This window comes from Nocardia sp. BMG51109, assembly GCF_000526215.1.
Taxonomy (GTDB): domain Bacteria; phylum Actinomycetota; class Actinomycetes; order Mycobacteriales; family Mycobacteriaceae; genus Nocardia.
Genome location: NZ_JAFQ01000004.1, coordinates 843,594 through 856,067, shown reverse-complemented (window position 1 = coordinate 856,067; position 12,474 = coordinate 843,594). Strand labels below are relative to the sequence as shown.

Here is a 12,474-nt window from a genome sequence, read left to right as displayed (position 1 = left end):
CGTCGGCGCGGAGGCGCCCGCGGTGAGCGGGCCGGTGCTGTTCGGCCGCATGCTCGACGCCCGCGGGGCGGCGGTCCCCGGCGCCACGCTGACGCTGATCTCGACGTCCGGCCAGCAGCTGGGCCGCGCGCTGTCCCGGCCCGACGGGTACTACGAGCTGACCGCGCCCGCATCGGGTTCGTATGTGCTCATCGCCTCGGCGGAGGGGCGGCGCCCCGACGCCTCGACCGTGACGCTCGGCGACCGGCCGGTGTCCTGGGATGTGACGATGGCCGCGATGGCCGGTGTGGCGGGCACCGTCACCGGGGCCGGCGACGGTGCCCCGGTGCCCGACGCGCACGTGTCGGCGCTGGATCTGCGCGGTGAGGTATTGACTTCCGGCACAACCGATCTCGACGGCCGATACGGCCTGGAGGAACTGCCGGAGGGCGAGTTCACGGTGGCGGTCAGCGCGCTCGGTTTCCATCCCACGGCGATGCCGGTGCGGGTGTCGGGCGCCGGCATGACCGGTCTGGACGTCGTGCTGCGCCCGGGGATCCGGTTGCGCGGCGTGGTGCACGTGCTCGACGGCACGCCGGTCGACGATGCCCGTGTGACACTGGCGGATTCGCACGGCAACGTGGTCGACACGGTGACGACCGGACCGGACGGAACCTACAGCTTCGGCAACCTGGACGAGGGCAGCTACACGGTGGTCGCCAGCGGCTACGCACCGGTCACGACGCGGGTGAGCGTCGGCGGTGACGATCTGGACTCCGTCGACCTGGAACTGGGGCACGAGGAGGCGGTGCCGGTCGGCGGCTTCGCCGGGCACAACGGGCGCTCCGGGCCGGGTGCGTCAGCGTTCGGCCGCTGACTTCGCCTGTGCGAAAACGTCTTCCAGCATCGCCGGGGTCAACCGTCCGGTGAACGTGTTCTGCTGGCTGACGTGATAGCAGCCGAACAGGTGCAGCGAAGATCGCCCCGGCCCGTCCGGGGCGATCTCGTAGCGCACCCCGTGCCCGAATTTCGGCCGGGGCCGCGGCACCTGCCAGCCGGCCGACGTCAGTGCGGGCAGCAGCGCCTGCCAGCCCCAGCCGCCCAGCACTACGATCGCGCGCACGGTGGGCGCGAGCAGCCCGAGTTCGGTCACCAGCCAGTGCCGGCACCGGTCGCGCTCGTCGGGGGTGGGCTTGTTGTCCGGCGGCGCGCAGTGCACCGGCGCGGTCACCCGCGTGTCGAGCAGCCGGAGGCCGTCGCCGCGATGCGTGGCGGTGGGCTGGTTCGTCAGCCCGACGGCGTACATGGCGGCGAACAGGACGTCGCCGCTGCGGTCGCCGGTGAACATGCGCCCGGTCCGGTTGCCGCCGTGCGCGGCCGGCGCGAGGCCGACCACCAGCAGCCGGGCATCGGCCGGGCCGAGGCCCGTCACCGGCCTGCCCCAATAGGTTTCGTCCCGGTAGGCCGCCCGCTTCTCGCGCGCGACCTGCTCCCGCCAGGCGACCAGGCGCGGGCAGGCGCGGCAGTCGGCCAGCGCCGCGTCCATCTCGTCCAGGGTGCGGTACACATCAGGCACTCAATCACGTCGCGCGAGGGCGGCGCGCGGGATCTGCGCATCGGCGCGGGACCAGTGGATTCGGGCCGCCATGCCCGGCTGGGGTCGTGTCGCCGATCTCTCACCCGACGGGTTGATAGCATGACCTTCCTGGCCGGACGGCACGCGCCGCAGCCCCTGGTTGCGCGCTGCCCCACTCGATCACCTCGAGAGAGTTTCACCCATGCAGTTTGAGATCGTCGAGCGGGACGAGACGTGGGTCGCCGGGCTACCGGTGCGAAGCCCCAAACGCGCGCTCGGGGAACTGCGTGACCACGATCTGGAGGCCGCCTGGGCCGCGGTCCTGCACCAGGACCTCGGCGGCCCGCTGGCATCCGCCTACACCGACTACGCGGCCGAGCTGAACACCTTCAACACCCAGATCGTCGGCTACGAGTGCAAGGCATTCGACGACGTCACCCGCGGCCACATCGTCGCGCGGCTGCCCCGCGGCAGCTACGCGCGGTTCTCCTCGGTGGGCAATTTCCCGCAGATCATGACCGACCTGTGGACCCAGATCGCCTACGCCGAGGAGCACAAGCAGATCAAGCGGACGTTCACGGGGGATTTCGAGTGCTACCCACACGCCTACAAGATCGATCTGTACCTGGCGGTCGAGGTGTCATGAGTTATTCGATCGTGGTGCGCGACGAAGCGGTCTACGGCGGTCTGGTGGTGCCGCGGGTGCGTCCGAGTTTCAAGGTCAGCAACAGCGAGCTGATCGAATTCCTGCGCGATCGGTTGCGCGACCGCGACGGCGCCGATCATCCGCTGTACACGGTGTACGTTCCCGATCCGGCCGGCAATTACAACGTCCTGGTCAGCTACGACTACCCGGCCCCCGATGCGGTGCCGGTCGGCGACGTGCTGATTCGGGTGCCCAAGGGCGTGTATGCGCGTTTCGAGCCCAACGGTGATTATCACGATCCGGTAGAGGACGTATGGGCCCAGGTCGACGACGCGACGGCCTCGGCGGAGATCACGCGGGCCTATCGTGAAGAGATCGAGATCTGGCGCGGACCGGCCGAGGTGGAACTACTGATCGCCATCCTGGTCTAGTTAGCCGCTCGGTAACCTGATGTGTACCGACTGGTCTTTAGGTTTCGACCGGATGTTGCCGACGATCCTCTGACCTGGGAAGATTTCGGACTGCACACTCGGGTTTCGGAAGATTTGCCAGACGTCTGGTCAATTCCGGTCAGATGACGGATACTGCCTAGGCGGCCATATCCCCGATGGCCGGACACCGTCCGGTCGGGTGGGGCGGCCCGGATAGTCGCGCGGCACCGCGCAGCAACGGAGTAGGAACTATATGACTGTCGAAGCCAGCGTGGTCGGCCCGACGACAGCCGTGGGTCCGCGAGCCCGCGATGGCCTCCGACACACACCGATTCGGTGGGACACTCGGACATACGAGGCAAATGCTGTGGAGTTGCGAGCGACGTTGGCGCACCCCGTGCCGGAAGTGCCCGGGGCGGTTGCCGGATGTCGGCACGCGGCGTTTGCACGGACACGGAGATCGGGGATGCCGCGCCGGTATGCATATTGACAACGGTTACTCGTGGCGTCGCAGCGAACTCGTCGCGATTTCACCGGAATACGCCGATACACTAGCGTCACTTCAGGGCGGATTCAGCGACCTGCCGGGGGTGCCTGGACAACTGAGTATGACGTTGGTACTTCGTCCGAGCCGCGCGCCGGGTGCGACCGTCCGTGACGGGAGTCCGCTGGGCCGGGGCGCGGACACCCGCGGATAGCACGATCGGAGACAAGGTGCCTCGGCGAACGCTCGACTCACTGGTGACGCAGGTCGCCGCGGAGTTGATGGGGGTCGACGCCACGACGATGGTGGCGGCGACCGAACGCGTGCTGGCCAAGCTGGTCGAGTATTTCGACGTGGATTTCAGTTACGTCCGGCACACCGATCGGGAGCGTCGCGCGACGGTGCTGCTCGCCGAGTGGCCCCGGCGCCCGTCCGTGCCCGATCCGGATCCGCTCGAGGTCGTCTACTTCGACGAGGCCGATTCGGTGTTCCGCGCGATGGAGCACCTGACCGAGCCGCTGATCGTCCGGCCGGTCCCGGAGTTCGCCGACTATCAGGAGACGATCCGGCGCTCGTCGGGCATCGCGGGGGTGACCTCGGCGACCGTGCCGCTGATGTCGCGCGGCGAGCCGACCGGGCTGCTCGGCTTCATGAAGCTCGGCGACCGGGAATGGAGCACCCGGGAAATCAACGTACTCAAGGCGATTGCCGCACTGCTCGGGCAATTGCAGGCCCGGGTGGTCGCCGAGGAGCGGCTGCGCTACATCGCGCTGCACGACGACCTGACCGGCCTGGCCAACCGGCGGGCACTGCTGGAGCACATGGAGGAGCGGCTGCGGCCCGGTAGCCCGGGGCCGGTGGCGGCGTTCTTTCTCGATCTCGATCGGCTCAAGGCGCTCAACGATTTCCTGGGCCATACCGCGGGTGACAACTTTATTCGCACATTGTCCATGCGCTTGCAAGAACATCTCGATCCGAACGACATGATCGCCCGGCTGGGCGGCGACGAATTCGTGATCGTGCCGGCCAAGCCGATGGACGCGGTGGCCGCCGAATTGGAGGCCACGCGGATCCACCAGCTGATCATCCGGCGGGTGTCGGTGGGTGGCGAGTCGGTGAGCCGCGGCGCGAGTGTCGGTGTGGCCCTGGGCATTCCGGGGGAGACGACGGTCGCCGACGTATTGCGCCGCGCCGATCACGCCCTGCTGTCGGCCAAGTCCGGGGGCGGCGACGGGGTGGCCGTGTTCACCGACACCATGCGGGCGCAGTTCGAACTGCAGGACGACGTGGAGCTGAACCTGCGCGGCGCGGTCGCCGACAATTCGCTGCTGCTGCACTATCAGCCCGAGGTCGATCTGCGCACCGGCCGGGTCGTCGCGCTGGAGGCGCTGGTGCGCTGGCAGCATCCGACCCGCGGGCTGCTACCGCCGGGGGCGTTCGTCGGGGTGGCCGAGGCGACGAATCTGGCCGGCGAGCTGGGCCGCTGGGTGATCCGCTCGGCGTGCGCGCAGTTCGCGCAGTGGCGCGAGCGCGGGCTGGCGTCGAATGTGGTGATCCGGATCAACGTCTCGCCGGTGCAGCTGGTGAGCCTCGATTTCGTGGAGCGGATCGAGGACGAGCTACGCCGCTTCGGTATCGACGGCAGCTCGGTATGCCTGGAGATCACCGAGCACGTGGTGGTTCAGGACCTGGCGCGCACCCAGGTCACACTGCGCGGCCTCAAGCGGATGGGTGTGCAGATCGCCATCGACGATTTCGGCACCGGATACAGCTCGTTGTCGCATCTCAAGGCGCTGCCGGTGGACGCGGTGAAGATCGATCGCGGTTTCGTGCAGCGCCTGGGGGTCAGCACCGACGATCTCGCCATCGTGAAATCGATAGTGGGGCTGGCCGGTTCGTTCGGGCTGGGAGTGGTCGGGGAGGGCGTGGAGACCGCCGTCGCCGCCCGCACGCTGGTCGGCCTCGGCTGCTATCGCGCACAGGGGTTCCTCATCGCGCGGCCGATGCCCGCCGAGGAGGTCGAGACGCACCTGGCGCTGGGGCGGATTCCGCTCGATCTCGAACTTCCCCGGGTCTCCCGGGGTGCCAACCGGATCTGACCGCGGTTTTGCCGGGGTGCGGCATAAATCGGCCGTTTATCCCATCCTTCCGCCATCGTTCATCCCCCGTTGGCCTGCCCGGTTCGGGACCCGGAGACGATCGGCCCGTGCGCATCGTTCAGTTGGCGAACTTCTACGGTCCGCGCTCCGGTGGGCTGCGCACGGCCCTGCACCATCTCGGTGCGGGATATGTGTCGGCCGGGCACGAGGTGGTGCTGATAGTGCCCGGGGCGCGCTGGGGCGAGCAGACCCTCGGCACCGGTGTGCGCCGGATCACCGTGCCCGCCTTGGCGATTCCGTGGACCGGTGGGTACCGAGCCGCGGATCCACGGCGGGTGGCGGACGTGCTGACCGGCCTGCGGCCGGACGTGCTGGAGGTCTCGGATCGGCTGACGCTGCGCGGGTTCGGGCGCTGGGCGCGGCGGCGCGACATCGCCGGGGTGATGATCTCGCACGAGCGGCTGGACCGGTTGTTCGGGCAGGTGCTGCCCGGCCCGATGGCCCGGCGGGCCGCCGACGCGGCCAACCGGAATTCTGCCGCCGACTACGACATCGTCGTCTGCACAACGGAATTCGCGCGTGCGGAGTTCGGGCGGATCGAGGCGCCGAATGTGGCGCTGGTGCCGCTGGGGGTGGATCTGGACATGTTCAGCCCGCTGCGCCACGACGGCGGGCTGCGGGAGCGGCTCGGTGCGCGGCATCTGCTGGTGCACTGCGGGCGGCTGTCGGTGGAGAAGCGGGTCGATCGCAGCATCGAGACCGTCGACGCGCTGCGCCGCGAGAGTGTGGACGTGCGGCTGGTCGTCGCCGGCGACGGGCCGCGGCGGGAGTCGCTACAGCGCCGGGCGCGCGGCCTCGCGCCGCTGCCGGACGGGCGTCCGGCGGTGCACTTCACCGGGTTCATCGACGATCGCGACCGGCTGGCGACACTGCTGGCGAGCTCGGACGTGTCGCTGGCGCCGGGGCCGCACGAGACGTTCGGGCTGGCGGCCCTGGAGGCGCTGGCGGCGGGCACTCCGGTGGTGGCGAGCCGTTCCTCGGCGCTGGCCGATATCGTCACCCGGGAGTGCGGTGCGGTGGCCGACGATCATCCCTCGTCGTTCGCGCAGGCGGTCACCGACGTGCTCGCGCTGCCGCCGCGCGACCGCCGCCGCGCCGCGCGCACCCGGGCCGAGCAGTTCACCTGGCCCGCCGCGGTCGCCGGGATGCTGGAGGTGCTCAGTGGTCGGTGACCCCGCGCGTCGAACCCGAATCGCCCACAACCCGTATGCTCCACGGCAGCACTGAAAACGTCAGGCGCCGTAGCCGGAGGATCCCCGGCCGGTTCGGTGCCGCCACCACCACAGCATCGAGGAATGGCGTGCGCGATCGCTTGAAGTCCGTGAGCGGCAAGAAGACCCTCGTCACCGGCGCGGCCAGCGGGATCGGGCGGGCGACCGCGCTCGCGGCCGCCCGGGCCGGCGCCGAGCTGGTGCTGACCGATATCGATGCCGACGGCCTGGCGGAGACGGTGGAGTCCATCGAGTGTGCGGGCGCCAAGGTGCTGGCTTCGCGGGCCCTCGACATCAGCGATTACGACGCGGTCACCGAATTCGCCACCGAGGTGCACGCGCAGCACGGCAGCCTCGACGTGGTGATGAACATCGCCGGCGTATCGGCCTGGGGCACCGTGGAGAATCTCGAGCACCGGCACTGGCGCTCGATGGTGGACGTCAACCTGATGGGCCCCATCCACGTGATCGAGAACTTCGTGCCGCCGATGGTGCGTGCCGGGCGCGGCGGGGCGCTGGTGAACGTGTCGTCGGCCGCCGGGCTGCTCGCGTTCCCCTGGCACGCCGCCTACAGCGCCAGCAAGTTCGGCGTGCGCGGACTGTCCGAGGTGCTGCGGTTCGATCTGGCGCGGCACGGCATCACGGTGCACCTGGTGGTGCCCGGCGCGGTCAACACGAATCTGGTGGAGACCATCGAGATCGTCGGCGTGGACCGGGACGATCCGCGAGTTCAGCGCTACGTCAAGCGTTTCCAGCATCATGCCGTGCCGCCGGAACAGGCCGCGGAGCAGATCATGCGCGGAATCCAGAAGAACCGCTACATGATTCACACCTCGTTCGACGTCCGGTTCGGCTACTGGTGGGCCCGTAAGTTCGCGTTACCGTACGAGTTCGTCATGCGCCGCGCCAACGATCTGTTCAACAGTTTTCTGCGCTGATCTGCTCCGCCGGCTTGCCGCAGGAGTACGGGTCGGCCGTGCAGTTGAGGTTCACGTCCAGCACCCGGGCGCCCGGGCCCTCGTCGCCGAGCTTGTCGTGGAAGTTGACTATGCGGCAGCTGGCCAGCGACAGGCAACCGCAGCCGATGCAGCCGGTGAGGCTGTCGCGCAGCCTGGTCAGCTGCTCGATGCGCTGATCCAGGTCCACCTGCCAGATGGTCGAGAGCCGCTCCCAGTCCTTGCGGTTGGGGGTGCGGCCCTCGGGCAGCGTGCCCAGCGCCTTGCGGATCTCGCTGAGCGGGATGCCGACGCGCTGCGAGATCCGGATGAACGCCACCCGGCGCAGCGTCTCGCGCGAATACCGGCGCTGATTGCCGCTGGTGCGTCTGCTGCTGATGAGGCCCTCGCGCTCGTAGAAATGCAGCGCCGACACCGCGACCCCGCTGCGTTCGGACAGCTGCCCGGGGGTGAGTTCCTTGGTGTTCCAGGTGGTGTGCGGCATATCTCAACAATACTTGAGGTATTGCGGGGGTGCCGTCGTTTTCTCCGAACGGGTGGCGGACCCATCATCGCGGTGCGCGCCGACGGCCGAGCGAGCGGGGGTGGCGGCGCACACCCAGCGAATTCCGTGCCAAGGCGGCGGCGGATGACTACGGTCATGTTATGGAAGCAGAGGCTGTGCCGTCGGCGCGACCGTTTTCCGTGACAAGCGAGGTCGGCACGCTGCGCACGGTGCTGCTGCACCGGCCCGGGGACGAACTGCGCCGGCTCACTCCGCGCAACAACGATCAGCTGCTGTTCGACGCGATTCCCTGGGTGGAGCGGGCGCAGCAGGAGCACGACACCTTCGCCGGCGTGCTGCGCGAGCGCGGCGTCGAGGTGCTGCTGCTGCGGGATCTGCTGGTGCAGACGCTGGCGCAGAGCGGCCCCGGCCGCAGCATGGGGATCACCGCCGCGGTGGACGCGCGCCGCATCGGCTACGCCCTGGCCGAGGAGCTGAAGTCCTACCTGTTCGGCGTCGCCGACGCCGAACAGCTGGCCACCATTCTGACGGCCGGGATGACCTTCGACGAGCTGCCCTTCGATCCGGGCACCTCGCTGGTGCGGCGGATGCACCACGGCACCGACTTCGTCATCGACCCGCTGCCGAATCTGCTGTTCACCCGCGATTCCTCGTTCTGGGTGGGCGCCAAGGTGGCGATCACCTCGCTGGCGCTGCCGGCCCGGGCGCGCGAGACCTCGCTGACCGACCTGGTCTACGCCTTCCATCCGCGCTTCCTCGGGGTGCGGCGGGCCTACGAATCACACACCGCGCCGATGGAGGGCGGCGATGTGCTGCTGCTGGCGCCCGGCGTGGTGGCGATCGGGGTCGGCGAGCGCACCTCGCCGGCCGGAGCGGAAGCGTTGGCGCGCAGCCTGTTCGACGACGAGCTGGCACATACCGTGCTGGTGGTGCCGATAGCGCAGGACCGCGCGACGATGCACCTGGACACCGTGTGCACCATGGTCGACACCGATGCGGTCGTGATGTACCAGGCGGTGCGGGATTCGCTGTGCGCGTTCACCATCGGCACCCGCGACGACGGTTCGGTGCGGATGCGCGGCCCGGAGCCGTTCCTGCCGGCGGCCGCCGAGGCGATGGGCATCGACAAGCTGCGGGTCATCGACACCGGCCTGGACGGCGTCACCGCCGAGCGGGAACAGTGGGACGATGGCAACAACACCCTGGCGCTCGCTCCGGGCGTCGTGGTCGCTTACGAGCGCAACGAGAACACGAACGCGCGGCTGAGGGACGCGGGCATCGAGGTGCTGACCATTTCCGGCTCCGAACTCGGTTCCGGGCGCGGCGGTCCGCGCTGCCTGTCCTGCCCCTTGTCCCGGGACGAAGGGTGAGGTGCGGTGCTGGACATCCCGGTCGACCATCATTCCGCGGTGCCGCCGTACGAGCAGCTGCGGCAGGGCATCGTCGCGCGGGTGCGCTCCGGTGAGCTGACCGCCGGCACCAAGATTCCCACCGTGCGGGCGCTGGCCGCGCACCTGCGGCTCGCCCCGAACACCGTCGCGCGGGCCTATCGCGAACTCGAACAGGACGGCGTGCTCGAGACCCGCGGGCGGCTGGGCTCGTTCATCGCCTCCTCCGGCGATCCGACCCGCGATCAGGCCGGGCGGGCGGCGACCGAATACGTCGCGGTGATCAGGAGACTGGGGCTCGACGACGAGGCGGCGATGCACTACGTGCGCGCCGCGCTCAACGAGTAGCCGGCCGATTCACCGCCAGCTGGGCAACCAGAGATGGTCGTGCCAGTTCCCGACGGTGATCGGCAGGGCGGTGAGGATCGGCCACAGCCAGATGAAGTTGGCCACCACCAGCCCGAGGTACAGGCACACCAGCAGCAGGTTCAGGCGTTGCCGTTCGGACCACACCAGGAACCGCTGTCCGGCCGTGGTGCGCACGAACGGGGCCGGGCCCAGGATGTCGCCCAGCACCAGGGCGATGCCCATGACCAGGAACGGCGCCATCGGGACGGCGTAGAAGTAGTACATCTGCCGGTCCAGGGTCGCGAACCAGGGCAGCAGGGCGGCGCCGTAGCCGACCAGGACCACGGCGTAGCGCCAGTCCCGGCGGGTCGCGGTGCGCCAGACCGCCCAGGCCAGCATCGGCAGCGAGACCCACCACAGCGCGGGCGTGCCGATCAGCATGACCGCCTTCACGCATACCGCCTGACCGCAGCCGGTGACGCCGCTGTCGGCGTAGTAGTAGAGCATCGGCCGCAGGCCCATCGGCCACGACCACGGCTTGGACTCCCACGGATGGTGGTTGCCGGCCGAATTGGTCAGCTCCTCATGGAATTTCAGGGATTCGGCCTGGTTGTGCCAGAGCGAGCGGAGCGCGTCGGGAATCCAGGACCAGGTGCCGCCGGCGCCGATCGCGTTGCCGACCGAGTAGCGGTCGTAGCCGTCCTCGGCGGCGAACCAGCCCCAGTAGGCGGCCAGGTAGACCAGCAGCGGCACGAGCACGAGCGCGGCCAGCGCGGGCCCGACATCGCGCACGGCGGTGCCCACCCACGGCCGCCGCACCCCGTACGCGCGCCGGGCCGCGACGTCGAAGCACACCGACATCAGGCCGAAGGCGGCGATGAAATACATTCCGGACCATTTGGTCCCGCAGGACAGGCCGAGCAGCAGGCCCGCGCCGAAACGCCACCAGCGCACGCCCAGTCGCGGCCCGAACTCGGACAGCGCGGCGCGGCCCGCGGCGTCGGCGCGGGCGAGCCGGTCGCGCACGTCGTCCCGGTCGACGATCAGGCAGCCGAATGCGGCGACGACGAACAGCGCCTGGAAGATGTCGAGCATGCCGATCCGGGAGGACACGAATGTCAGGCCGTCGGCGATCAGCAGCAGGCCGGCGATGGCGCCGAGCAGGGTGGAGCGGGTCATCCGCCGGGTGATCCGCACGACCAGCAGGACCAGCAGGGATCCGAACACCGCCGCCGCGAACCGCCAGCCCCAGCTGGTGTAGCCGAACAGCGCCTCACCCAGCGCGATCATCTGCTTGCCGACCGGCGGATGCACCACCAGCCCGTACGCCGGATTGTCCTCGACACCGCCGCCGGTGAGCACCTGCCAGGCCTGCGGCGCGTAGTGCTTCTCGTCGAATACCGGGGTGCCGGCGTCGGTGGGATAGTTCAGATTCAGGAACCGCGTGACGACCGCGAGAGCGGTGAGAACGAGGGTGACCAGCCAGCCGCGCGCCCGGTCGGTAGGGCCGCCGTCGGGGGAGGGGCGCCGGGGCGCCGGGCTGGATAGTGCGGGGCCCGCGTCGCTCGCCGGTCGCGCGTCGGTCAGCTGGGTCACGCCGACGATCGTATGCGCTACACCTGTCGTGCCCGTGCAGCGGTGAGGTGCGGGCAGCGACGCCCCCGCGCTCGGGTGGGGCTGCGCTGTGCCGTGGTGACGTGCGGTATCAGGTTCTGATATTGCCGACTCGGCGGGCCGGCGACGTCGCCGTTCGTGGCGGATCGTGATCGTCGGGCCGAGTGCCCGCGCCGTGGGCGTGGTCCGTTGCCGGCGGTACCTGGTGGATGGCGTGTTCCGGTGGTGTTGTCTGATGGGGACGACGGCGGGGTGCACGTGACAACGGGACCGGTGGACGGGAGTGCGATGAGCGGGCAGGCCGGGCGCCTGATACTGGCGGCGACGCCGATGGGCGACGCCGGGGACGCCTCACGGCGGCTGCGGGACGCACTGGGGTCGGCCGAGGTGATCGCGGCCGAGGACACCCGGCGCACCCGGGCCCTGGCCAAGTCGCTCGAGGTGGAGATCTCGGGCCGGGTGGTGAGCTTCTACGACCATGTGGAGGCCGCGCGAATTCCGCAGCTGCTCACCGAGATCGAGGCCGGGCATACGGTGCTGCTGGTCACCGACGCCGGGATGCCGTCCGTCAGCGATCCCGGGTACCGGATGGTCGCGGCGTGCGTCGAGCGCGATCTGCCGGTGACGTGCCTGCCGGGGCCGTCCGCGGTGACGACCGCGCTGGCGCTGTCCGGTCTGCCGATGGAGCGGTTCTGTTTCGACGGCTTCGCGCCGCGCAAGTCGGGTCAGCGCAAGCAGTGGCTGCGCACGCTGATCACCGAGCCGCGCGCCGTCGTGTTCTTCGAGGCCCCGCACCGCTTGGCCGATTGCCTCGCCGACGCGGTGGAGGTGCTCGGCCCTGCCCGCCGCGCCGCGGTCTGCCGCGAACTGACCAAGACCTACGAGGAGGTCGTTCGGGGCCCGCTGGCCGAGCTGGCCGCCTGGGCCGCCGACGGCGCGCGCGGCGAGATCACCGTGGTTCTCGAAGGCGCCCAACCGGTTTCGGCCGATCCGGCGAATCTGGTCGACGAGGTGGAGGACCTGGTCGCCGACGGCATGCGCCTGAAGGACGCCTGCGCCCGAGTCGCCTCGGCCACCGGCGCCTCCCGCCGCGAACTCTACGACGCCGTCCTGTCCGCCCGCACCGCCGCGCAGCGGTGAGCCGTTTCCGGTGCCGGGTGCCCGGTGCCTCGTCCGG

General features: G+C 69.9%; 12 protein-coding genes. 9 read left to right on the top strand and 3 right to left on the bottom strand.

What is annotated here, in order from left to right; translation table 11 throughout:
- Positions 1 to 49 precede the first annotated feature (49 nt).
- Entirely contained in the window at positions 50 to 856 is an 807-nt protein-coding gene (locus tag D892_RS48355; RefSeq protein ID WP_232236300.1) for a collagen binding domain-containing protein, read from the top strand.
- On the opposite strand, the gene D892_RS0105375 is transcribed toward D892_RS48355, so the two are convergent.
- Positions 839 to 1,525 (bottom strand): uracil-DNA glycosylase, encoded by a 687-nt coding sequence (locus tag D892_RS0105375; protein ID WP_051499489.1) that lies wholly within the window; start codon positions 1,523 to 1,525, stop codon positions 839 to 841. The genes D892_RS48355 and D892_RS0105375 overlap by 18 nt on opposite strands.
- Positions 1,526 to 1,757: 232 nt before the next feature.
- On the opposite strand from D892_RS0105375, the gene D892_RS0105370 reads away from it, so the two are divergent.
- The 5 genes from D892_RS0105370 (at position 1,758) to D892_RS0105350 (ending at position 7,424) form a co-directional block, all read left to right on the top strand.
- A complete protein-coding gene (locus D892_RS0105370) occupies positions 1,758 to 2,201 on the top strand; it encodes a GyrI-like domain-containing protein (protein ID WP_024800257.1) in 444 nt (147 codons plus the stop codon).
- Positions 2,198 to 2,632, top strand: coding sequence for an effector binding domain-containing protein (locus D892_RS0105365; RefSeq protein WP_024800256.1), 435 nt, complete (start codon positions 2,198 to 2,200; stop codon positions 2,630 to 2,632). Before D892_RS0105370 ends, D892_RS0105365 begins: the two co-directional genes overlap by 4 nt.
- 765 nt (positions 2,633 to 3,397) lie before the next feature.
- Positions 3,398 to 5,215, top strand: coding sequence for a bifunctional diguanylate cyclase/phosphodiesterase (locus tag D892_RS0105360; RefSeq protein ID WP_051499487.1), 1,818 nt, complete (start codon positions 3,398 to 3,400; stop codon positions 5,213 to 5,215).
- Between the two features lie 107 nt (positions 5,216 to 5,322).
- A complete protein-coding gene (locus tag D892_RS0105355; protein WP_024800254.1) occupies positions 5,323 to 6,447 on the top strand; it encodes a glycosyltransferase in 1,125 nt (374 codons plus the stop codon).
- A gap of 128 nt (positions 6,448 to 6,575) precedes the next feature.
- Positions 6,576 to 7,424: an SDR family oxidoreductase gene (locus D892_RS0105350; RefSeq protein WP_024800253.1), complete on the top strand. Its 849-nt coding sequence runs from the start codon at positions 6,576 to 6,578 to the stop codon at positions 7,422 to 7,424.
- On the opposite strand, the gene soxR is transcribed toward D892_RS0105350, so the two are convergent.
- Positions 7,405 to 7,926: a redox-sensitive transcriptional activator SoxR gene (gene soxR, locus D892_RS0105345; protein ID WP_024800252.1), complete on the bottom strand. Its 522-nt coding sequence runs from the start codon at positions 7,924 to 7,926 to the stop codon at positions 7,405 to 7,407. The genes D892_RS0105350 and soxR overlap by 20 nt on opposite strands.
- Before the next feature lie 161 nt (positions 7,927 to 8,087).
- Between soxR and D892_RS0105340 the strand changes: the two genes are divergently transcribed.
- Positions 8,088 to 9,317 (top strand): arginine deiminase, encoded by a 1,230-nt coding sequence (locus D892_RS0105340; protein ID WP_024800251.1) that lies wholly within the window; start codon positions 8,088 to 8,090, stop codon positions 9,315 to 9,317.
- 6 nt (positions 9,318 to 9,323) lie between these two features.
- A complete protein-coding gene (locus D892_RS0105335) occupies positions 9,324 to 9,683 on the top strand; it encodes a GntR family transcriptional regulator (protein ID WP_024800250.1) in 360 nt (119 codons plus the stop codon).
- Positions 9,684 to 9,692: 9 nt separating this feature from the next.
- Here D892_RS0105335 and D892_RS0105330 read toward each other — a convergent pair whose 3' ends face one another.
- On the bottom strand, positions 9,693 to 11,279 hold the full coding sequence (locus D892_RS0105330; RefSeq protein ID WP_024800249.1) for a dolichyl-phosphate-mannose--protein mannosyltransferase: 1,587 nt from the start codon (positions 11,277 to 11,279) through the stop codon (positions 9,693 to 9,695).
- A gap of 306 nt (positions 11,280 to 11,585) precedes the next feature.
- On the opposite strand from D892_RS0105330, the gene rsmI reads away from it, so the two are divergent.
- Positions 11,586 to 12,437, top strand: coding sequence for a 16S rRNA (cytidine(1402)-2'-O)-methyltransferase (gene rsmI, locus D892_RS0105325; protein ID WP_024800248.1), 852 nt, complete (start codon positions 11,586 to 11,588; stop codon positions 12,435 to 12,437).
- Positions 12,438 to 12,474 lie beyond the last annotated feature (37 nt).

Coding starts and splice junctions, on each gene's coding strand:
- D892_RS0105365 (WP_024800256.1), top strand. CDS start 2,198: ATGAGTTATTCGATCGTGGTGCGCGACGAAGCGGTCTACGGCGGTCTG.
- D892_RS0105340 (WP_024800251.1), top strand. CDS start 8,088: ATGGAAGCAGAGGCTGTGCCGTCGGCGCGACCGTTTTCCGTGACAAGC.
- D892_RS0105370 (WP_024800257.1), top strand. CDS start 1,758: ATGCAGTTTGAGATCGTCGAGCGGGACGAGACGTGGGTCGCCGGGCTA.
- rsmI (WP_024800248.1), top strand. CDS start 11,586: ATGAGCGGGCAGGCCGGGCGCCTGATACTGGCGGCGACGCCGATGGGC.
- D892_RS48355 (WP_232236300.1), top strand. CDS start 50: ATGCTCGACGCCCGCGGGGCGGCGGTCCCCGGCGCCACGCTGACGCTG.
- soxR (WP_024800252.1), bottom strand. CDS start 7,926: ATGCCGCACACCACCTGGAACACCAAGGAACTCACCCCCGGGCAGCTG.
- D892_RS0105360 (WP_051499487.1), top strand. CDS start 3,398: ATGGGGGTCGACGCCACGACGATGGTGGCGGCGACCGAACGCGTGCTG.
- D892_RS0105375 (WP_051499489.1), bottom strand. CDS start 1,525: ATGGACGCGGCGCTGGCCGACTGCCGCGCCTGCCCGCGCCTGGTCGCC.